We start from the raw sequence: 20,339 nt of genomic DNA, 5'->3' as shown, positions 1-20,339 counted from the left end.
ACTTAGGATCATAAATATAAATTTGATGAAAAAAGATAGTGATGAACTTAATTTGTATAATATTGACCCCATAATCTCTGAAAAAGAGGTTTTTATAGATCTCTTTAAAGATAATAGTATTCACATAGAAAAGATTGTATCTTATGGACAGGTTACGCCTATAGATGAACCGTATATCCAGAGTCATGATGAGTGGGTTGTTGTTCTTAAGGGTATGGCAAAGCTTAGGTTAGATAATAATGATTATATTTTGGATGAAGGAGAGCATTTATTTATCCCTAAAAATACTAAGCATTGGGTTACATATACAGAAAATCCGACCGTTTGGCTCGCGTTACATTTATTAATACAATAGGGTGAATTTATTCATTGAGAAAAGATTTTACTCGCTTTACTGAATCCTCTATTTGAGGAGGTATTATGCCAGTGAAATTAATTTGTATATTTTCCTTAGCTAATTCTTCTTTTAATGTTTTGATAAAAATACCATTACCGGCTACTTCTTGGTCGTCAGCCCAAGTAGTTTCAACACCACACGTTGGAGACATATTTACACCAAGAATCCCAACAATTTCAAAATTATACGTTTTATACTGTTTTAACTGGAGTATGACGTGTTTAGCTAAATCTATACAAAGTTGTTTTTGATTTGCCATAAGTTTTGAAACTCTTGTCTTTTCACTCTTAATATCATCAGCAGTAGTATCTTTAATACACTGTCTATCAATCCCTAGTCCTAATAACTCTGGACATGGCATCTGTACAATCCCAACTCCAGAATTTATTATTTCTCCCATTACTAAAGGAAGTGCGCCAGGTCTAGATGCGAGATGATCTAATTTTACATTTTGATTTAATAAGCAGTGTGACATGAAGAGTATTCTTTTGCTTCTGTTATCTGTATCAAACATAGATATTAACCCCTTAGAAGTATTGTGAGAGTAAGTTGGTCTAATTTGTATTTATTTAGCAGTATTGCAACCAAATATATTGTAATATTGAGTTAGTCTATCTTATATGATTATAGTTTGTAAATGGTTGAATTTTTTTCCGAGCATTTTTATATTTTATGTCTATTTGTTGTATCTATGGGTTTTTTGGCAAGTTTCATTGATGCTATAGCTGGAGGTGGGGGGTTGATAAGTATACCAGCTCTAAGTATGACAGGTTTGCCAATTGTAACAGTACTAGGTACAAATAAGTTTCAAGCTAGTATTGGTACAGCCATGGCGGTGTTGAAATATTATAAAAGTGGTTTGATTAACATCAAAACAGTTCTAAGAGGACTTATTGCAGGATTTATTGGTGCTTGTTTGGGCACTATATTAACCTTGGTTATTCATAATGATTTTATGAATACTTTGGTTCCGATTCTTTTGATAGTTGTTTTTATCTTTAGTATTTTGAATAAAAACTTAGGTGTTAATCAAGGTAAAAAAAGAATGTCAGAGGTGACTTTTTTTACAATATTTGGTTTTATACTGGGTGCTTATGATGGCTTTTTTGGTCCCGGAACAGGTAATTTTTGGATTATCGCTATAGTTTATTTTCTTGGTTATACATTTTTACAGGCATCAGGATACGCGAAAGTTCTTAATCTAAAAAGTAATCTATTTTCTTTAGCTGTATTTGCTTTATCTGGTCAGGTAAATATAGCATTTGGATTGTTAATGGCTGTTGGTAGTTTCTTTGGTGGGATTGTTGGTTCGAGAATGGTTATACTTAAAGGTTCAAAATTAGTGCGACCAATATTTATAGTAGTTGTTGGTTTTAGTATATTGATGATGCTATTTTAGAATTTTTCACATTAATGGTTTGTAATATCTCTATTATTTATTTCAGGAACTTCAAAAAACACCTATTAAATGATTAATATTAAATTATAATATATGATTAATATGCTTAATTGTTTAAGTGTTTAAATTTAATATAAAATATAAAGGAGTTATTAATGAGAAAAAATATTCTAAAGAAAGTGGCTGTAGCTAGTATATTATTTGTACCATTTCTAGGATGTGCGGCTGCAAATTTCGAAGTGCAAGTCAGTGATGGTCTTGCTGATGAATTATACTTTGGTAATGCTTCGTCAATAGATCCAAACTGTAAGGTTCTAAGTATCTCTAGTAAGCAAAAAGTAGTAGTATCATGTGATGGTTCGGGTCAAGCTACTTTCCCTGTGATTTCAGTAAATGAAGATAGAGAAGTGGCGGTGATTAAGATGAATAATCCTTGGTATGCTTCGGCATCTACATCTTTAATAATTGATGAGACAAATGAGAGTTCTAAGTGCGATATGGATGGTAACTGTACCAATACGCCAGTTAACGATTATTACCTTTTAGCTCAAGGTTTAGATGGCAGTAGACCTGATTATGCGGATGAAAACGCTATTATTAAGCTGAGAAAATTATAATTTTTTATTTCTAGAGTTTGTCTTATAAGTTTCCAAAAAAAAAATTCTGAAGTGCTATAATATTCAGATATTTTTCTAAATAATTAATTATTATGGATAGTCAAAACGCATTAGAAATAAAAAATCTTACCAAAGTTTATAAGGGTGGCTTAAAGGCGGTTGATGATATTAGTTTTGAGGTGAAAAAAGGAGATTTTTTTGCTCTTTTAGGACCTAACGGTGCTGGTAAATCAACAACTCTAGGGATGATATCATCACTTGTAAACAAAACTTCTGGGCAAATAAAAATTTTTGGATATGATATTGATAAGGATTATATCCAAGCGAGAAAGCATCTAGGTGTAATGGCTCAAGAGATTAATCTAAATATCTTTGAGAAGCCAATGGATATCCTTGTTACCCAAGCAGGCTTTTTTGGCATCTCTAAAAAAGAAGCGATTCCTTATGCAGAAGAGCTCTTAAAGAAAGTAGACCTTTATGAGAAAAGAAATACTCAAGTCAGATTTCTATCTGGAGGCATGAAAAGAAGATTAATGGTTGTTCGAGCTCTTATACATAAACCTAAGCTTCTTATACTTGATGAGCCAACGGCTGGTGTTGATGTCGAGCTTAGAAATTCGCTGTGGGAGATGATTTCAGAGTTTCACAAAGAAGGTTTGACAATTATCCTTACAACACATTATTTAGAAGAAGCTGAGTCAATGTGTAAACATATAGCACTAATTCATAAAGGTAAATTATGTGTTAATACTGATATGAAGACTTTTTTAAAGTCAGCCGATAAGCATACTTATATTTTTGATCTTAAAGAAAAGTGTCAGCATGATTTGAAACTAGATCTTGGTGAAGTCAAGCGAATAGATGATTATACAATTGAAGTTGAAGTTACTAAGGGGGTTGTACTTAATAATATATTTGCAGAATTAACGAGCAAATATAGTTTAGATGTTTTAGATGTGCGATCAAAAGAAGCAAAATTAGAGAAGCTATTTATAGAAGTAGCAAGAAATAAGTAGGTGAATTTATGAGTTTAAGAGATTTTTGGATAACATATATCACAATTTTGGATCGTGAGTGTAAAAGAGTTTTTAGAATTTGGCCACAAACATTACTACCATCAGTTATAACGATAATTTTATATTTTTTAATATTTGGTAAGGTTGTAGGCTCACGTATAGGTATGATGGATGATGGTATTACTTATATGCAGTATATTACACCTGGCTTGATAATAATGGCAGTGATTCAGAACTCTTACGGTAATGTAGTAAGTTCTTTTTTTGGAATTCGCTTTAGTAAAGCTATAGAAGAACTATTAGTATCACCTGTTAGTAATCATGTTATTGTACTTGGATATATCTCTGGTGGAATTTTTAGAGGCTTTTTGGTTGGTATATTTGTTAGTATTGCAGCATTCTTGTTAGGTGGTTTCAGTGCTATACATAATTTACCTCTTGTCTTGGCTGGGTTTGTTTTTTGTGGAGCATTATTTTCACTTGGTGGACTGATAAATGCAATATTTTCACAAAAGTTTGATGATACTACGATATTCCCTACATTTATCCTGACTCCACTAATATATCTAGGAGGAGTGTTCTATAACATAAACAATCTTACAGGATTTTGGCACTTCATCTCATCATGTAACCCATTATTTTATATAGTTGATTTTGTGAGATTTGGATTTCTGGGAGTTTCTACAGTTAATCCATATTATGCATTTGGAGCAATAGTGATTTTTACATTTATTTTGTATTATGCTTGTTGGTATTTGTTAGATAAAGGTATTAGATTAAAAGCTTAAAAGAAATTATTTTTCAGATCTGTGCACTTCACGCACTATATATAAAGGTCGATGTTTTGTTTCTATAAATATTCTGCCAATATAACTTCCTAACATTCCTATACCAATCATCTGTAATCCACTAAAGAATAAAATAAATGTCACTAATGAAGGGTAGCCTGGTACATCGGCTCCGAATACTAATGATTTAATGATTATTATAGAGCCATATACAAAACTCATAAAAGCAACAAAAACACCAATATAAGACCATATTTCTAATGGTGCACGGCTGAAGCTTGTAATACCATCTATAGAGAACTTAAATAGTTTCCAGTAGTTCCATTTAGTCTGTCCAGCAACTCTTTCTTCTCTAGCATGGTAGACAATTTTTTCCTTGAAGCCTATCCATGTAAGAAGACCTTTGTTAAAACGTACCTTCTCCTTTAGCTCAAGAAAAGCATTAATTGCTGCTCTATTCAATAACCTGTAGTCTCCGGCGTTAGGAGTAAGTTTAGTTTCACTGATCTTGTTCATGACTGTATAGAAAAGTCCAGCAGTGTGTTTCTTGGTTGAAGTATCTGTATCACGATTTTCTCTAACGGCAGTTACAACCTCATAGCCATTTAGCCAGTGCTCAACCATCTCTAGAATAAGCTCAGGTGGATCTTGTAGATCTGCATCAATAGAAATAGCAGCATCACCTTTACAGTTGGCAAAACCGGCGAATAATGCAGCTTCTTTACCAAAGTTACGGGATAAATCAACGATAGCAATTTCTGGAATGCTTTTTTGTTTTTCTAGAAGAAGCTCTAAGGTGTTATCATTACTTCCATCATTTATAAATACTAGTTCATAATTAGTCGGCAGTTGATTTAAAATTGGCATTAATCTATTAAAAAGGTGATCAATACCTTCTGATTCATCTTTTACAGGTATAATTATACTCGTAAGTTTATTCACTTTGTCCATCTGTTCAATCGAAATTTACTAATCTTATACTTTATTTTAAATATATTAACAGATTTGAGCAACTTATATTTGATGGCTATTGTACGTTAACCTATTAGTATTATAAATATTGGGTTAAAGATTTTCGGTGCTAGTAAGTATTTTGGTATAATCACAGTTAATGTCAGTTTAAATATATGAGTATGATCTATAAATATAGTAGAGTTGCTATTATCGGTAAGCATTATAAAGAAGAAGTAAGTCAAACAGTAGAGATTCTGTATGCTTATTTGCAACAACAAAATCTAGATGTGGTAGTAGAGGATGAAACTGCATCTGATACCACCTTGGAAAATATTACAACCGCAAGCTTAAAAGAGATAGCTTTGGTATGTGATGTTGCTATCGTTGTTGGTGGAGATGGTAATTTTCTTAAAGCATCTAGGGTTTTAGCATTATATAGCAATATTCCTGTTATTGGTGTAAATAAGGGTAAGCTTGGTTTTTTAACAACTCTTGCTGCAGATAATAATGCCTTAAGAAGAGACCTTGATGCTATATTAAAAGGGGACAGTTCAGTTACCAAAATGAGTATGCTGAAATGTCGTGTTGATGATAATTTACGTGCACCTCTAGAGGCGTCTATCGCATTAAATGAAATTGCTATAACTTCTAGTAGGGGGTTGATGTTTGGTTTGAAGGTATATATAGATGGTCGATATGCTTTTGATCAAAGAGGTGATGGACTTATTGTTGCTACACCAACAGGCTCAACAGCACATGCAATGTCAGCCGGTGGACCTATTTTGAATCCTAATCAAAGTAGTGTGGTTTTGGTGCCAGTATGTTCTCATTCATTAAATAGTAGACCTTTGGTTATATCAGATACAAGTGTTATAGATATTTACATAACAGATTACAATGATCCAGAACCTGTTTTAAGCATTGATGGTAGACATGATACTATTTTAAGATCACATCAGAAAGTAACTATTCAAAAAGCACAGAAAAAAGTCACTGTCTTGCATACTAAAGATTATAATTACTATGATACTCTAAGAGAAAAGTTAGGTTGGAGTAAAGTTCTATTCTAAAAAAGCTCAATTAATATAATTACTACAAAAATAGTTATAAAAATAGCAGACACAAATTCAATTTTTTTGATGTTTCTAAAGAACACTTGCCTAAGTTTATTATTACCAAAGAAAGTAGCAACAATTGCGAACCAAATAAATGTACTTAGAGCTATAGCAATCCAAACAGCAATTTTGCCAAAGCTTGGAAGTTGAGCGACTAAACTAAGCATCGAGCTAAAGAAAACCAGTACCTTAGCATTAGCAAGATTTGTAAAAGCACCGTTTAAGAAAAGTTTAATGTTAGTAGGCTTATCAAAATTATCAAGGTTTTTTATATGCTCATTTGCATTAGGGTTTAATTGTTGTTTTGTAAAAATATTCTTGTATAAGTTATATGCTATGTACGCAAGATAAATGACACCTAGAAGTATTAATGCTTTGAACAGTAATGGCTGTTTATAAAGGAGGAATGAACCAAACCAGTAGACTATAAAAGTATTTAGAAGAATTCCACTAGCAACGCCAAATGCGGTATATATTCCTGATCTATGTCCAAATTTGATAGAGTTGCTTATAGTTACAAAGAAGTCAGGACCAGGTAATACAAGACAACTTACTTGTAAAGCTAGAATTGTTAAAAAGATTAGCACAGTTATACTCTTATTTTTGTTTTACTTGCGATAGAATAGTAGTAATAAAATTGCAATAAATCTAGAAAAATGAGTGATAATTCTAAAGAAAATTTACGCCAGATAAAAAGTTATGTCCAAAGAGCTGGCAGAGTGACAAAAAAGCAGCAACAAGCACTTGATGATTATACATCTAAATATATGGTTGAATATGATCAAAATAAAAGTTTAGACTTCTCTGAAATCTTTAAAAATTCTAATGATGTAGTATTAGAGATAGGTTTTGGAATGGGTGGATCATTGGTGCAAATGGCTCTAGAAAATCCTAAAAAAAATTATTTAGGGATTGAAGTTCACAAAGCAGGAGTTGGTAATATTCTCTATGAAATTGAGCATCAAAATATATCTAATCTTTTAGTTATGAGTCATGATGCTGTAGAAATATTAGAAAATATGATATCTGATGATTCTTTGTCAGGAATGCAGATATATTTTCCAGATCCATGGCATAAGAAAAAGCATAATAAACGAAGATTAGTGAATCAATCAAATGTTGATTTATTTGCTAAAAAACTCAAAACAGGTGGTGTGTTTCACTATGCTAGTGATTGGTTACCATACGCAGAGGAAGTTTTAGAACTTCTTGAAAATGATGATAAATACAAAAATCTATATGATGGATTCGCACCGCGACCAGAATGGCGACCTTTGACAAAATTTGAAAAGCGAGGTCAGAACCTCGATCATCCAATATCAGATATTCTTTTTGAAAAGATTTAGGGATAAAAAGTGAAAACAGCTAGATATAAAAGAGGGTTCATAAAAGCTAGTGAGTATAACAGCAAACTCCATTTTGATAATATTTTTTGTCCAGATTGTGGCAAAGCTAAACTAAAAATAGTACGTAAAGCTGATCAAGAACTATACTTTGCTTTTGTGGCAGACCAAAAACATGATGAGCTCTGTCCGAGGGTTGCTAAGCCAATTCAAGATGAAAAAATTAAAGAATTAGTTTTAAGTGATTCAAAAAAAGACATGAGTAAGTTGAATTTTTTAGTAAATAAGAATTTAGAAAAATGTATAAATCTTGTTACTAAACTAGAGAATGATGGCAAGCTTAACAAAGAAGAAGAGCTTAATCTGATGCCACAAAAGAAGCAGCAACTTACGGAAAATCGTATTAGAGAGTATTCAAGACAAGATATTTTAACTATTAATATCCTTGATTTAGATTCTATCGATACTAATGTACTTAACAACAAACACTGCTTGATCTATGGTATCGCGGGGATTACATTATCTGATATTGGAGAAAGTAAAAAATTGTTTTTTAAGGCAGATCAAGACTCTAGGTTTTCAATATTTGTGGTACCTAGTCAGATTAAGTATCTTGATTTTGATAAAGGTAAGAGAGCAAAGTTTGCAGTATTTGGTAAGTTTAAAAAATCTGGTAAATTTCTAAATTTAGAAATTCGTTCAACGCGTGATCTAGTTATTGGAGATTAGGGTATGCACGTAAAAATAAGATATGAAACTTTAAAGGATCAAGAACAGATATATAACCTAATATCTGAAGCATTTGATACCAAAGATGAAGAGAGATTAGTTAGACTTTTACATACTGACCATCAAAGTCTAATATCTTTAGTTGCTGAGACTGATAACGGCAATATAATAGGTCAAGCAATTCTTTCAAAAATGACAACGGAAAAATCTACTAATCTAAAAATATATGGATTGGCTCCAATGTCTGTCGCACCTGAATATCAACATAAGGGGATAGGTACTAAGCTTATAGAAATGATGATAAAAGAGGCTAGAGTAAATAGTATTGATGCAATATTTGTTTTAGGGCACCCTAGTTATTATCCAAAATTTGGTTTTAAGCCTACTATAACATATAAAATAAAGTGTGAATATGATGTGCCCGAAGATGTTTTTATGGTGTTAGATTTATCGAATAAATTGGATCAGTTAAAAGGTCAGAAGGTTTATTATGCCGAAGAGTTTAGGAAAGTCTTTTAGAGATTGTATAAGAAAATGGTTCAGTTATTTTATTGCTATTGAGCAAATGTTTTTTATTAGATATAGGGAGAAGTAGATGAAAATCCTCACAAATTGTAAAATATATAGTGGACTAGAAATATTGAATAATCATTCTGTTGTTATGAATGGCCAAACTATTCAAGATATAATCCATAATTCTAATATAAAGGATTATTCAGATTATGAAATTATAGACTTAAAAGGTGAGAATATTGCACCAGGATTCATTGACCTGCAAGTAAATGGTTTTGGAGGGTTTCTTCTAAATGATGATGTCAGTGAGGATTGTCTAAAAGGCATATTTGAGTCTTCAAAGAAATATGGGGCAACAACAGTGCTGCCAACATTGATTACAACTTCTGATGAAAATATCTTAAAAGCATTGAAATTGGTGAGGGATTATAAAGATAAATATCAATATAATATTCCAGGTCTTCATCTTGAGGGTCCCTATATTAGCAGAACTAAAAAAGGGGTTCATAATATTGATCATGTTAGAGGACCTAATTCTAAAATTATAGATACAATAATAGAGTATGCTGATTGTGTGAAAATTCTGACCCTGGCTCCAGAAGTTTGTGATTCATCCACTATCAAGAAACTAGCTAATGCTGGAATAACTGTTTCTTTGGGTCATACAAATGCAACTTATGAAGAAGCATTTAATGGCATTGAATCAGGTATAACTATGGCAACACATTTGTATAATGCTATGAGTGGATATCAAGGTAGAAACCCTGGTGCTATAGGTGCAGTCCTAAACTCATCAAGTGTATATGCTGGAATCATCGCTGATGGGTTTCACTTAGATTATTCATCATTAGAAGTTGCTAAGAAGTTACTCAAAGAGAAATTAATTCTTGTAACAGATGCAGCAGCTCCGGCAGGTACAGATATGAAAGAATTTGTCTTTGAGGGCGCGGTTGTCTATCACAAAAATGGTAAGCTAACTACAGCTGATGGGACTTTGGGTGGATCTGCTTTGACAATGATGGGTGCGGTTAAAAATACAGTTGAGAATACTTTTATACCTCTTGATGAGGCACTAAGAATGGCGTCTACTTATGCAGCAGAATCGATTAATTTAGGGAATTTATTAGGGAAGATAAAGTCCGGATATATAGCGAACTTGGTTATATTTGATAATGGTTACAATATTTCAATGGTAGTTGATAAAGGTGAGATTAGTACTTATTGCTAATAAGAAATCTAAAAATTTTTATTAAAATAATTGACTTCTCAATTTCATATAAATATAATCACGGTGTTTGTCTATTTGGTTAGATAATTCAATTAGGCCCGGTGCTTATCTGCTGGTTATATAATCCTCAATTGACCCGAATGGATTTATTTAGTTTAAATAACGATAAATCAACAAGAGGATAATAATTATGAAAACAATATATCGTGCAAGTATCTTTACATTCAACAAAAATGCAACGCTTCAGTCACTATTAGGCCATAAGGTTGACAACTTATTTTCTGATTCAAAAGACTATACATTTCTAAGAGATGGTGCAGTTGTTGTAGAAGATGGTTTGATAACTGAGGTTAACGATTTTCATAAGATTAACATAGGTGATAATGATAAGTTGATAGACTACTCTGGTAAATTAATTATGCCAGGGCTTATCGATACACATATGCATACAACTCAAACAAAAGCTGTAGGTGCCTATGGGGAAAAGCTTTTAGAGTGGTTAGATGGATATATTTTTCCAAGTGAAGCTAGTTTTAACAGTAGCTCTTTAGCTCATAAGGAGTTTGATATACTTTTCAAAGAATTATTTAAGAGTGGAACTACAACTATATGTGGATACGCTCCAAGTGCTTATGACGGTACAGATATAGTTTTTGAAATAGCTCAAAAATATAATATGAGAGTAATTCTTGGAAATACTATTATGACTCAAGGTAATAAAGAAATAATTACAGATGCTCAAACCAGTATGAAAATCTCCGAGAAGCTTTGTAATAAGTGGCATAATAGAGGACGTGCTAGTTACGCTCTTACCCCAAGATTTGCTCTTAGTTGTGATGATGAAACTCTTAACTTATGCAAAGAGTTCATGCAATCGCATAAAGATGTTTATGTACAAACACATTTAAGCGAAAATTTAAATGAAATCAAAGATACTTTAGCGATGTATCCAAATGCTACTGATTATCTAAATGTTTATGAGAACTATTCATTAATTACGGATAAAACTATTTTAGGACATTGTATCCACTTGTCAGATAGTGAATGGAATAGAATGAAAGATCAAGGTGTTGTTATAGCAAGTTGCCCAACTAGTAATAATTTCCTTGGCAGTGGTCATTTTGACTACAAAACGGCTATTGAAAAAGATATCAAGCTAACTTTAGCTACTGACTGGGCAGCAGGTAATACTCTAAGTATACTTCGTGTAATGGATGATGCTTATAAGGCTGCATTATTAAATTCCTATAAACTTGAAACTTTGGTACGCCTGTTCTCTTCTACTCTAGGTAGTGCAAAAGCGCTAGGTTTAGGCGATAAAATTGGCAGCTTAGAAAAAGGTAAAGAAGCTGATTTTATAGTTATCAATACTGACAACAATTCTCTACTTAAATATAGACTTGAATCTGCATATAATCTTCAAGACTACTTATTCTCAGTTATTTCTTTAGGAGATGATCGTTTAATTGATGCTACATATATATATGGAAGCAAAGTTCATTAATTACGATTATTAACTAATTCACATTACAAAACGTTAAATCAATAATTATAAATAGTGTAGTATCTTATTTGTAGATGGCATATTTTTAATTATTGGTTTGTAGGTTTGTACCTAAGGAGAATATCTATGAGAGCTATAAATTATACGCGTTGGGCTATTACAGAGTTGTTTTTTACAATGAGTGTTTTCTCAGCAGTTTTGTTCGGAACATATGCATTATCAATAAGGTTAGATAATCATTTGACAGATACTAATCTGTCAATATTATCAGGAGTTTTTTTTGTAGTATTTGCTATTTCTCAAGTGTGTGCTGGGGTATTAATAAATAAGATATCACCTAAATTATTGCTTAGTAGTTCAGCATTTGTATCTGCTTTGGGCGCACTTTTGTTTGCACACACTACTGTATTTGAGTTACTGGTAGTTGCAAGGATAATGCTTGGTTTGGGTTTGGGGTGTACATTTGTAGGAGTGCTTTATGTTGTGCAGACTAATTTTTCAGATCATCAATTTGCATTTTTTTCATCCTTGAGTCAGAGTATTGCTAATATTTTTGCAGGTATGTTAGCACTATTTGCAGGTAAGGCTTTGAGTCAATATTCATATACTTATGTTTTTGATATTCTTGCAGTGATGTTTATTATCTGTACTATTGGTCTTAGTATCTTGTTACCTCATAAGACAAGAACTACGAGTGACAGTGATCTACAACAACCAGTAATATCTAGAATATGGAGTATTCTTTCAAAACGAAATTTTTGGTTAGCATCATTTTACTTTACAGGTTTGTTTGGATCAATTTTGACATTTGCAGATCTATATAATGTTACCTATGAAATGAAGGTGTTTGGTGTACCTCATGATACAGCTATCATGATGAATGGTTTGGTACCAATAGGAGTTGCAACAGGAGGAATTATTGCTGGATTTTTGGTATCAAGATACCAAAATAATAGACTTACAGCTATATGTTTTAGTTTGATTACACTCATTTTTCTTTGTTTAATTATGTATATAAGATGGCCAAATAGAAGTTTTGGATTTGAAATGGCTTTCTTGTTTAATTTTCTGTATGGTGTTGGGTGTGGAGGAGCTATGCTAGCATTCCAAGAAATTCAGCTACTGTTCAAAGAGTTTTCAATAAGACCATTAGCTAATTCATTAGTGCTAACATTTGCTTATCTATTTAATGGAATGATTATACAACCATTGACGGGATATATCATTGGTGAAACAAGAGTTGTGCACTATTTTAACCAATCTTCGCCTTATTCAAGATGGCTATATGATACTAGTATTCATAATGAGTGGCATAAGTTTAATAGTGGTTTACTTATTATCGTATTGATAATAGTAATTAGTTTCGTAAGTAGTATTTTCTTTACCAAGAAAAAATCAAGCTAATTATTTTCTATATACTGAATTATATTATTGATTACTAAATTAGAATTTGCTAATATTTGTAGTTAGAAATTAACAAACATTGATCATAACTATGGATTTGATACAAATGAAAGGTAATGCAAGTAAAGCTTCGTCTTTATTAAGAGCAATATCTCATGAATCTAGACTTTTGATACTTTGTTTATTACTAAGACATGAAATGAGTGTTGGGCAGTTAGCGGAGTTTTCTGATCTTAGTCAGTCAGCATTTTCTCAGCATTTGTCTGTTTTGAGGAAAGAGGGACTTGTTAAGACTAGGAAAGAATCACAAACAGTTTTTTATAGTTTAAATGACCCTGCAGTAACTAAAATATTAGAAGCGTTATATGGCATATATTGTGGTGATGATAACAATTAAAAAATTTGAATAAAATATTAGTAATAACTAAATTAGAAGTAGCTTAATAATATAAAGGAGAGCAAATATGAGTAAAGTAAAAAATATTTCAGTTAAAGACTTTTTGGAATTACAAAAAAAAGAAAAAGTAAAATTAATAGATATCAGAACAACAGGTGAACATAACAGAGAGTGTATTGATTGTGCTGAAAATATAACAGTTGATGAAATATATGATGCAGATATTAAACCTGATGAGATTGTAGTACTTCACTGTCAGTCTGGTAACAGAACTAATCAGGCAGCAACTAAAGTAAAAGATCTAAATGCAAAAGCAGTATATTTGTTAGAAGGTGGCTTGAATGCTTGGAAACAACACAAACAACCTACAAAAAAAAATGTTAAAGAACCTCTACCAATAATGCGTCAAGTACAAATAATAGTTGGTTTTATGGTTCTGTTAGGTGTAGTACTTTCGTTTACAGTATCACAATACTTCGCAATTTTGAGTGGATTCTTTGGTGCAGGACTTTTATTTGCTGGGTTAACAGGCACATGTGGTTTAGCAGTTATGTTAGAATTTTTACCATATAATAAAAGAAAATAACACTTCATATAATATTTCTAGAGGAGCTCAATAATGGCTAAAAAATATCTCATAGTTGGTGGTGTTGCTGCAGGTGCATCAGCAGCTGCAAGACTAAGAAGGCTTGATGATAAAGCAGAGATAGTAATGTTTGAAAAAGGACCACACGTATCATTTTCTAACTGTGGCCTACCTTATCATTTAGGTGGGCATATCGAACCAGCTGAAAAATTAATCTTAATGACGCCTGAAAAGTTTGATACAAGATATAATATTGAGGCTCGTACAAATTCGGAAGTTGTTAGTGTTGATAAATCAAACAAAACTGTAACTGTTATAAACCACACAACTGGAGAAGAGTATACTGAAAGCTATGATAAGCTAGTGTTAGCTGTAGGTGCTAAGCCGATAGTTCCTCCTTTTAAGGGTCTTGAGACAATCAATCACTTTATATTAAGAAATGTTGTCGATGTCAAAAAAATCCATAAAGCTGTTTTTGATAGTGAAAAATCTGTCAAAGACGTGACAGTTATAGGAGCAGGCTTCATTGGTATTGAGGTTGCAGAAAATCTTAAAGAAAGAGGCTTTAATGTAACTATAGTTGAGATGGCTAACCAAATTATGCGTCCGTTTGATTATGAAATGGTTAAGTATCTAGAAAAAGAGTTATTAGATCATGATATAAACTTGATGCTATCTGAGAAAGTAGTTGGTTTTGAATCTGATAAGGTTCTGCTTGAATCAGGTAAAGAAGTTAAGTCAGATTTGGTGGTTTTAGCTATTGGTGTGGCACCAGATACTGCATTTCTAAAAAATGTAGGCATTGAGCTAGCTAAAAGTGGCCATATACTTGTTAATGAGAATTATCAAACATCAGATAAAGATATTTATGCAGCAGGTGATGCTATATTGGTTAAAAATGCTCTTACAGGTCAAGATTTTAATTTGCCGTTAGCAGGACCAGCTAATAAGCAAGGTCGCTTGATTGCAGATCATATAAATGGTAGAAAAATTGTAAACAAAGGTTATATTGCTTCATCAATCATTCAGATATTTAACTATACTGGCGCAGCAACAGGCTTAAACGAGGCTTGGATTAAGTTTCATAATTTAGATATCGATTATCAGGTAGCATATACAGCACCATTTGATAGAGTAAGTATCATGCCTAATGCTCAAAATGTATTTACAAAAATATTATTTGAGAGTAACACAGGTAAACTTCTAGGTGCTCAGACAATAGGTAAAGGTATAGTTGATAAGAGGGCGGATGTGTTTGCAACAGCTATCAAAGCGGGTATGACAGTAGAAGATCTTCAAGATCTTGAGTTATGTTATGCTCCTCCATATTCAACAGGTAAAGATGTAGTTAACCATACTGGTTATGTTGCTAATAATCTTTTAAATGGAGATTTTAAACAGGTTCTATTTACTGATGTTGAAAAGCTTTTAGCTGAGAATGCTCAAATTATTGATGTTAGAGAATTTGGTGAAACATCTAAGGGTATGCTAGCAGGTGCTAAAAATATACCAATGTCAGAGATTAGAAATAGATTGTCAGAGCTTGATAAAACTAAGCCGGTATATGTACATTGTCAGTCAGGTCAAAGATCATATAATGTAACTCTAATGTTACAACATCATGGCTATGATGTTTATAATATTGCAGGTGGTTATGCTATGATTTCTAATTATTATGGCACTATTGAGCGTATTACAGGCGAGTGTCGTATTTTAATAACTTAAACTAACTAGAACAGATAAATATATCTAGGAGGAACTATGATTTTTAGACAACTAATTGATAGGGATACTTATACCTATACTTATATTTTAGGTTGTGAGCAAACTAGGGAAACTATAATAATAGATCCTGTAAGATTTAATGTTCAACAGTATTTAAAACTATTGAGAGAACTTGATCTTAAATTGATTTATGCTGTAGATACGCATGTTCATGCAGATCATGTAACAGCAGCAGGTATTTTAAGAAAAGAAACAGGCTGTGATATAGTACTAGGTGGTGAGAGTGCTGCTCAATGTGCTACTAAAAAAGTATTTGATGGAGATATACTAACATTTGGTAATTATCAGATTAAGGCAATATATACACCAGGTCATACAGATGACTCTTACTGTTTTATAACAGAGAATATGCTTTTCACTGGAGATACTTTGTTGATTAGAGGTTCGGGTAGAACTGATTTTCAAAATGGTGATTCTTATGCTGCATATGAGAGTATTATGACTAAACTTATGACTTTACCAGGTAGTACAATTATCTATCCAGGTCATGATTATAATGGTGTTACTAGTAGTAGTGTTGCTGAGGAAAAAAGAAATAATCCAAGACTACAAGTAAACTCGCCAGAAGAGTACGCGAAGATCATGGATGATTTAAAATTACCTCCACCAAACTATATAGATATCGCAGTTCCAGCTAACCTAAAATGTGGTATAGAAGAAGAGTAATATGTTTTTGATTATATTTGGATTTATTTGTGGAATCGCTTTGGGCTTAACTGGTGGTGGCGGATCTATATTAGCAGTTCCATTACTTACTTATGGTGTAGGTTTAGATTTCCATACCGCTGTTCCCATTTCTCTACTTGTAGTAGGCTTTACAGCTATTTTTGGTCTTGTAGTTAACTATAGGCAGCATGATATTAATTATTTAGCGGCTGCTATAATGATTACTACTGGAGTTATTTTTGCTCCAATTGGTAGCTACATATCTCAAGGCTTATCAGACAAAGTGCTAATGGTTAGTTTCTCTATACTTATGATTACAATAGGTATTTGGAGTTTGATAAAAGCAAAAGTTATGTCAGGTGCTGAGAAATCAATATGTGAGAGTATCGCTCCGAAATGTATTATCGCATTATTAGTAAGTGGTGCAATTGTTGGTACTTTGACTGGATTCTTTGGAGTTGGTGGTGGATTTTTGATAGTGCCTGCGTTGGTATTTATAACAGCTATGCCAATTAAAAGAGCTATAAATACTTCTTTATTAGTAATATTTGTTGTATCAATATCTGGGTTTATATCGCATTACGAAGAAGAGCATATGAGTTGGTATGTGGCTGGTATGTTTATAATTGGCAGTGTAATTGCGATGTTAATAGCTACTAAACTTAAAAAAAGACTTAATGATAAAATCTTACAAACATTATTTGCTATTATGCTGGTAGTGCTCGGAGCAGTGATTTATTTTATTAATTAACAATCTTCAGCTTTAACTGTTTTAAAGCCATAGAATGCTGCGAAAGCTTGGTTATTTGTGTTATTGCTATCACATGTTATCGCTTCAAAAGTTATACCATATGGTTGAGCTTCTCCATGAAGCTCGAATGTTGGTATAGTAATATTCTCTATATTTTTGTTATGTAATTCTGTAATAAGCTTTTGTCTATTTTGATTAAACTTATAAATTGAGTAATATGCACTTCCCATAACTCCCATGATAATTAATAAACCTATCAGAAAAAGGATATAAATTTTTTTGAAGGCTTTGTGGATAGTTGTAATCGCTACACTCTGATTATCATAAAACGGTTGCATCACTGCAATAAAAAAGATTATGTAGTATATCAACATTAACCTAATCTGTAAGCCGTAACTAGTCGCAAGAGGAGCCATTATAAAAATTGATATAATTAATGTTAGTGAGTATATCAATACGCTAATTTTTGAGTTCTTTTGATTAGTAATGGCTAAAATAAAGTATAGGATAAATAGCCATACAATAATCATCGTATGAGGCCATAAATTGTATTTGAATATATGAATAAAGTAAAGAAGCTGATTTAAAAGAGAAATGCTTTGGTCATTCGACATTTGATCCATTCTAACGTAATTACCTGGAGCAGCTATTAAAATAGCCCCTCCAATCAAAAGACCTGTCAAGAAAAACAGAATCCCTTTGTTTATAATTTTGTTATTTATTTTTCTCTCAATAAAATATGCTAAACAAAATAAGAGTAGTACTGCAACAAACTGCTCATTATATAGGCCTATAAATAGGCCTCCTAACAAGCTAATTAAGTAGAAGCTTTTATTTTCGATTATTAAATAATAATACAAAATAATAAGGATTGTATATCCCCATAAGTATTGTATAGCAGCAGTTTTCCATATTACTTGACCTATGAAACCTGTCCATGTGAACATTAAAGCAAAGAAGAATGAATATATAATAAAATCTTTTGATGCTAGACTATACTTGTTTCTAGTCACAATTTTAAAGATAAATATTATAAATAAGCTCATGGATATTGAGCTTATAGTATTTATAGTTAGCAATGATAATGTTAAGTATTTTTTTGAAAATAGTGCATATACTAAAGCTTGAGCAGATATTCTACCCGTCCAGCCTGTATAATCTTGGATTAGAAAATGAAAAAAAGTACCATTTACTAGAGTATCATTAATAGCACGCCAAAAATCATCCATAGCCAATGGTTGACAAAAATTCAAAAATAGAAAATAAGAGAAAATAGCTAAAATTATAAGTAATTTAGACTTTAAAAGATTATTCATTATTTAAGATTTATAATTTAAAAATTAAATTATTATAACGTATATGAGACTATTTTTGCAAAAATAGTATTACGTGGTAGTGCAAATTAGCCAAGAAGTTTGTGTGTTAAGTATACGATTTAATTGGTTTTTAACCATCCAGTAATGCTAAGTCTTTTATTTTTCGTAAGTACAGGTAACACTTCATGTTCAATGGTTTTGCTATCAAAGAGAACTATTTTTCCATTAGTTGGAAATATTTGTAATGTTTGATTATTAAGATATAGTTTTAACTCTCCACCGAAAGATTCATTCCAAATTTCATTAAGATAGCAGACTATAGATATCGTTCTTCGATCATCATTTTGAAAGGTATCGATATGTTTTTTATAGAATGATCCTTTAGGATAAGCTGCGTAGTGAAACTCCTTTGTTACAATTCCGGCAAAACACGTTTTATTAAGGTAGTCAATAAAATTATTTATCTTTTTAAAGAATGTTACGGCATGTTTTGTTTCATCTAACCAAAAAATAAAGTCATTACGTATTGATCTTTCTAAGTTTTCATTCAAGCGATTACCTATTGCGGATTTTTTAAAGCAATCAGCATCATAAAAATGATTAAGTTCTTTGCGTAGTTGAATAGTTTCATCATTAGTTAGCCAGTTATCGATAACGCAGAACCCATTGTTAAGATAATCACTAATTATCTTTTCATAAAAAAGATTAATTTCGAATAAATCAGACATACAATGCCCAATTAGTAAAGAGTAAGGAATTATATATCAGAAACTAAAAATCAGTTATCTATTTTTATGATAAAGTCTTCTAAATATTCATCAACATCTAACTCATATTCAGAAATAGCAAAATGCTTAGCAGATTTTTTTTGTTTGTGCATCTCATCAGTTGAGCCCGTGTTTAAATGATGCCAGTCAGGTAGGTCTTTATTTTGTAGTAAAAGCTTATAGCTACAACTATTAGGTAGCCATTTATGGGCATGATTTTTAAGTTGTTTATATGTTAGGTTTATACAGTCAGGCACAATCTGCTTTCTTTTTTCATACATGCTGCATTGGCATTTTCCGATATCTAAAAGCTTACAGCTAACTTTTGTATAGTAGACATCATCAGTTTCATCATCTTGAAGCTTATTTAAACAGCAAAGGCCACATCTATCGCAAATCGATTCCCATTGCTCTTTACTCATATCTTTTAGATCAATTTCTTGCCACCACTTATTCATGATTCAGTCATTTATTGATAATTTGTAAGGTATTAAACTAAATTTTTTGACAAAAATACAGTTCAAAGAGAAAACTATTTAAGAGACTTTTTGAATAGGTTGACTTAATACTGGAGAAATACCTGTTTGTACAAAGATTTGTTGCTGGATTTTTGCAAAAGCATTTTCGTATGCTTGAGGGTCCAAGATAGCATAAGAAGTGTTTATTGGAGCAGCTCCTTGATTAGGATCAGGGGTTGATTGATAAACTACAAAGTTAATTCTAATGCTAGAGTCTTTGGTTGATTGTCTATAAGGTTGAATAAATGCTGTAGCTTCAGTATATTCAGATTGCCCCCAACCATTAGCATTTTCAGTACTTTTAGCTGTAATAATGCCAGTGTTGAAGTTAGCATCTTGAATGATATAACCTAGATTTTGCATAACAGTAACTGTAGCATCAAAAGCTGTTCGTAAATCAACATTAAAAACTTTTGTTTGCATAAGTTGGATTTGTAGAGGTGTTAGATTTGGTCGTTGTGGTCCTGATGATATACATCCTGATAAAGCTAAAACAACTAAGTAAACTAAAAGACTAAATTTCTTACGCATATTATAAAAGCCTCA

At 31.9% G+C, this 20,339-nt stretch carries 24 protein-coding genes; 17 read left to right on the top strand and 7 right to left on the bottom strand.

Features of this window, described 5'->3' with window-relative positions; translation table 11 throughout:
- The first annotated feature begins 25 nt into the window (after positions 1-25).
- On the top strand, positions 26-355 hold the full coding sequence (locus FQ699_RS00575; RefSeq protein ID WP_146420682.1) for a cupin domain-containing protein: 330 nt from the start codon (positions 26-28) through the stop codon (positions 353-355).
- Between the two features lie 7 nt (positions 356-362).
- On the opposite strand, the gene FQ699_RS00570 is transcribed toward FQ699_RS00575, so the two are convergent.
- Entirely contained in the window at positions 363-911 is a 549-nt protein-coding gene (locus FQ699_RS00570; RefSeq protein ID WP_146420681.1) for a CD3072 family TudS-related putative desulfidase, read from the bottom strand.
- Positions 912-1,034: 123 nt separating this feature from the next.
- On the opposite strand from FQ699_RS00570, the gene FQ699_RS00565 reads away from it, so the two are divergent.
- From FQ699_RS00565 to FQ699_RS00550, 4 genes are all read left to right on the top strand, one after another.
- A complete protein-coding gene (locus FQ699_RS00565; RefSeq protein WP_041263683.1) occupies positions 1,035-1,796 on the top strand; it encodes a TSUP family transporter in 762 nt (253 codons plus the stop codon).
- 155 nt (positions 1,797-1,951) lie between these two features.
- Entirely contained in the window at positions 1,952-2,413 is a 462-nt protein-coding gene (locus FQ699_RS00560) for a hypothetical protein (protein WP_146420680.1), read from the top strand.
- 92 nt (positions 2,414-2,505) lie between these two features.
- Complete coding sequence (locus FQ699_RS00555) at positions 2,506-3,429, top strand: ABC transporter ATP-binding protein (protein WP_146420679.1); 924 nt, start codon at positions 2,506-2,508, stop codon at positions 3,427-3,429.
- An 8-nt stretch (positions 3,430-3,437) separates the two neighbouring features.
- Entirely contained in the window at positions 3,438-4,217 is a 780-nt protein-coding gene (locus FQ699_RS00550) for an ABC transporter permease (RefSeq protein ID WP_013922682.1), read from the top strand.
- Positions 4,218-4,223: 6 nt separating this feature from the next.
- On the opposite strand, the gene FQ699_RS00545 is transcribed toward FQ699_RS00550, so the two are convergent.
- Positions 4,224-5,168 carry a glycosyltransferase family 2 protein gene (locus FQ699_RS00545; protein WP_146420678.1) on the bottom strand — a complete coding sequence of 315 codons (945 nt, stop codon included), beginning with the start codon at positions 5,166-5,168 and terminating at the stop codon, positions 4,224-4,226.
- A gap of 182 nt (positions 5,169-5,350) precedes the next feature.
- On the opposite strand from FQ699_RS00545, the gene FQ699_RS00540 reads away from it, so the two are divergent.
- Positions 5,351-6,241, top strand: a complete 891-nt coding sequence (locus FQ699_RS00540; protein ID WP_041263912.1) for an NAD(+)/NADH kinase — start codon at positions 5,351-5,353, stop codon at positions 6,239-6,241.
- Here the strand turns inward: FQ699_RS00540 and FQ699_RS00535 are convergent.
- Positions 6,238-6,873: a LysE family translocator gene (locus FQ699_RS00535; protein WP_146420677.1), complete on the bottom strand. Its 636-nt coding sequence runs from the start codon at positions 6,871-6,873 to the stop codon at positions 6,238-6,240. The genes FQ699_RS00540 and FQ699_RS00535 overlap by 4 nt on opposite strands.
- A gap of 69 nt (positions 6,874-6,942) precedes the next feature.
- Between FQ699_RS00535 and trmB the strand changes: the two genes are divergently transcribed.
- The 11 genes from trmB (at position 6,943) to FQ699_RS00480 (ending at position 17,192) form a co-directional block, all read left to right on the top strand.
- Complete coding sequence (gene trmB, locus FQ699_RS00530) at positions 6,943-7,632, top strand: tRNA (guanosine(46)-N7)-methyltransferase TrmB (protein WP_146420676.1); 690 nt, start codon at positions 6,943-6,945, stop codon at positions 7,630-7,632.
- Between the two features lie 9 nt (positions 7,633-7,641).
- Positions 7,642-8,358, top strand: a complete 717-nt coding sequence (locus FQ699_RS00525; RefSeq protein WP_146420675.1) for a hypothetical protein — start codon at positions 7,642-7,644, stop codon at positions 8,356-8,358.
- 3 nt (positions 8,359-8,361) lie between these two features.
- A complete protein-coding gene (locus FQ699_RS00520) occupies positions 8,362-8,877 on the top strand; it encodes a GNAT family N-acetyltransferase (RefSeq protein ID WP_146420674.1) in 516 nt (171 codons plus the stop codon).
- A gap of 76 nt (positions 8,878-8,953) precedes the next feature.
- Complete coding sequence (nagA, locus tag FQ699_RS00515; RefSeq protein WP_146420673.1) at positions 8,954-10,099, top strand: N-acetylglucosamine-6-phosphate deacetylase; 1,146 nt, start codon at positions 8,954-8,956, stop codon at positions 10,097-10,099.
- Positions 10,100-10,289: 190 nt separating this feature from the next.
- A complete protein-coding gene (gene guaD, locus FQ699_RS00510; protein WP_146420672.1) occupies positions 10,290-11,603 on the top strand; it encodes a guanine deaminase in 1,314 nt (437 codons plus the stop codon).
- Positions 11,604-11,729: 126 nt separating this feature from the next.
- Positions 11,730-13,007 (top strand): MFS transporter, encoded by a 1,278-nt coding sequence (locus tag FQ699_RS00505; RefSeq protein WP_146420671.1) that lies wholly within the window; start codon positions 11,730-11,732, stop codon positions 13,005-13,007.
- Positions 13,008-13,098: 91 nt separating this feature from the next.
- Positions 13,099-13,404: an ArsR/SmtB family transcription factor gene (locus FQ699_RS00500; protein WP_146420670.1), complete on the top strand. Its 306-nt coding sequence runs from the start codon at positions 13,099-13,101 to the stop codon at positions 13,402-13,404.
- A 67-nt stretch (positions 13,405-13,471) separates the two neighbouring features.
- A complete protein-coding gene (locus FQ699_RS00495) occupies positions 13,472-13,990 on the top strand; it encodes a rhodanese-like domain-containing protein (protein WP_013922693.1) in 519 nt (172 codons plus the stop codon).
- 33 nt (positions 13,991-14,023) lie between these two features.
- Positions 14,024-15,715 (top strand): FAD-dependent oxidoreductase, encoded by a 1,692-nt coding sequence (locus FQ699_RS00490; RefSeq protein WP_179951640.1) that lies wholly within the window; start codon positions 14,024-14,026, stop codon positions 15,713-15,715.
- Between the two features lie 36 nt (positions 15,716-15,751).
- Positions 15,752-16,441 (top strand): MBL fold metallo-hydrolase, encoded by a 690-nt coding sequence (locus FQ699_RS00485; RefSeq protein ID WP_012280662.1) that lies wholly within the window; start codon positions 15,752-15,754, stop codon positions 16,439-16,441.
- A 1-nt stretch (position 16,442) separates the two neighbouring features.
- A complete protein-coding gene (locus FQ699_RS00480) occupies positions 16,443-17,192 on the top strand; it encodes a sulfite exporter TauE/SafE family protein (protein ID WP_035736572.1) in 750 nt (249 codons plus the stop codon).
- On the opposite strand, the gene FQ699_RS00475 is transcribed toward FQ699_RS00480, so the two are convergent.
- The 4 genes from FQ699_RS00475 to FQ699_RS00460 all read right to left on the bottom strand — a co-directional run bounded on the left by FQ699_RS00475 (position 17,189) and on the right by FQ699_RS00460 (position 20,324).
- Positions 17,189-18,508: a DUF6056 family protein gene (locus FQ699_RS00475; protein WP_224728116.1), complete on the bottom strand. Its 1,320-nt coding sequence runs from the start codon at positions 18,506-18,508 to the stop codon at positions 17,189-17,191. The two genes, FQ699_RS00480 and FQ699_RS00475, sit on opposite strands and share 4 nt — an antisense overlap.
- A gap of 119 nt (positions 18,509-18,627) precedes the next feature.
- Positions 18,628-19,236: a 2OG-Fe(II) oxygenase gene (locus FQ699_RS00470; protein ID WP_146420668.1), complete on the bottom strand. Its 609-nt coding sequence runs from the start codon at positions 19,234-19,236 to the stop codon at positions 18,628-18,630.
- 50 nt (positions 19,237-19,286) lie between these two features.
- The gene (locus tag FQ699_RS00465) at positions 19,287-19,733 is read right to left on the bottom strand and encodes a YcgN family cysteine cluster protein (RefSeq protein ID WP_146420667.1); all 447 of its coding nucleotides are present in this window, start codon (positions 19,731-19,733) and stop codon (positions 19,287-19,289) included.
- Positions 19,734-19,811: 78 nt separating this feature from the next.
- A complete protein-coding gene (locus tag FQ699_RS00460) occupies positions 19,812-20,324 on the bottom strand; it encodes a hypothetical protein (RefSeq protein WP_146420666.1) in 513 nt (170 codons plus the stop codon).
- Positions 20,325-20,339 lie beyond the last annotated feature (15 nt).

The sequence above is a fragment of the Francisella salimarina genome, from assembly GCF_007923265.1.
In the GTDB taxonomy this organism is placed as follows: Bacteria; Pseudomonadota; Gammaproteobacteria; order Francisellales; family Francisellaceae; genus Francisella; species Francisella salimarina.
This window is presented reverse-complemented; position numbering and strand designations above follow the sequence as displayed.

Bases quoted from the DNA above. Each gene is read 5' to 3' on its own strand.
- FQ699_RS00500 (WP_146420670.1), top strand. From the start codon at position 13,099: ATGGATTTGATACAAATGAAAGGTAATGCAAGTAAAGCTTCGTCTTTA.
- FQ699_RS00470 (WP_146420668.1), bottom strand. From the start codon at position 19,236: ATGTCTGATTTATTCGAAATTAATCTTTTTTATGAAAAGATAATTAGT.
- FQ699_RS00495 (WP_013922693.1), top strand. From the start codon at position 13,472: ATGAGTAAAGTAAAAAATATTTCAGTTAAAGACTTTTTGGAATTACAA.
- nagA (WP_146420673.1), top strand. From the start codon at position 8,954: ATGAAAATCCTCACAAATTGTAAAATATATAGTGGACTAGAAATATTG.
- FQ699_RS00475 (WP_224728116.1), bottom strand. From the start codon at position 18,508: ATGAATAATCTTTTAAAGTCTAAATTACTTATAATTTTAGCTATTTTC.
- FQ699_RS00575 (WP_146420682.1), top strand. From the start codon at position 26: ATGAAAAAAGATAGTGATGAACTTAATTTGTATAATATTGACCCCATA.
- FQ699_RS00540 (WP_041263912.1), top strand. From the start codon at position 5,351: ATGATCTATAAATATAGTAGAGTTGCTATTATCGGTAAGCATTATAAA.
- FQ699_RS00480 (WP_035736572.1), top strand. From the start codon at position 16,443: ATGTTTTTGATTATATTTGGATTTATTTGTGGAATCGCTTTGGGCTTA.
- FQ699_RS00505 (WP_146420671.1), top strand. From the start codon at position 11,730: ATGAGAGCTATAAATTATACGCGTTGGGCTATTACAGAGTTGTTTTTT.
- guaD (WP_146420672.1), top strand. From the start codon at position 10,290: ATGAAAACAATATATCGTGCAAGTATCTTTACATTCAACAAAAATGCA.
- FQ699_RS00460 (WP_146420666.1), bottom strand. From the start codon at position 20,324: ATGCGTAAGAAATTTAGTCTTTTAGTTTACTTAGTTGTTTTAGCTTTA.
- FQ699_RS00570 (WP_146420681.1), bottom strand. From the start codon at position 911: ATGTTTGATACAGATAACAGAAGCAAAAGAATACTCTTCATGTCACAC.
- FQ699_RS00520 (WP_146420674.1), top strand. From the start codon at position 8,362: ATGCACGTAAAAATAAGATATGAAACTTTAAAGGATCAAGAACAGATA.
- FQ699_RS00550 (WP_013922682.1), top strand. From the start codon at position 3,438: ATGAGTTTAAGAGATTTTTGGATAACATATATCACAATTTTGGATCGT.
- FQ699_RS00555 (WP_146420679.1), top strand. From the start codon at position 2,506: ATGGATAGTCAAAACGCATTAGAAATAAAAAATCTTACCAAAGTTTAT.
- FQ699_RS00565 (WP_041263683.1), top strand. From the start codon at position 1,035: ATGGTTGAATTTTTTTCCGAGCATTTTTATATTTTATGTCTATTTGTT.
- FQ699_RS00545 (WP_146420678.1), bottom strand. From the start codon at position 5,168: ATGGACAAAGTGAATAAACTTACGAGTATAATTATACCTGTAAAAGAT.
- trmB (WP_146420676.1), top strand. From the start codon at position 6,943: ATGAGTGATAATTCTAAAGAAAATTTACGCCAGATAAAAAGTTATGTC.
- FQ699_RS00560 (WP_146420680.1), top strand. From the start codon at position 1,952: ATGAGAAAAAATATTCTAAAGAAAGTGGCTGTAGCTAGTATATTATTT.
- FQ699_RS00490 (WP_179951640.1), top strand. From the start codon at position 14,024: ATGGCTAAAAAATATCTCATAGTTGGTGGTGTTGCTGCAGGTGCATCA.
- FQ699_RS00485 (WP_012280662.1), top strand. From the start codon at position 15,752: ATGATTTTTAGACAACTAATTGATAGGGATACTTATACCTATACTTAT.
- FQ699_RS00465 (WP_146420667.1), bottom strand. From the start codon at position 19,733: ATGAATAAGTGGTGGCAAGAAATTGATCTAAAAGATATGAGTAAAGAG.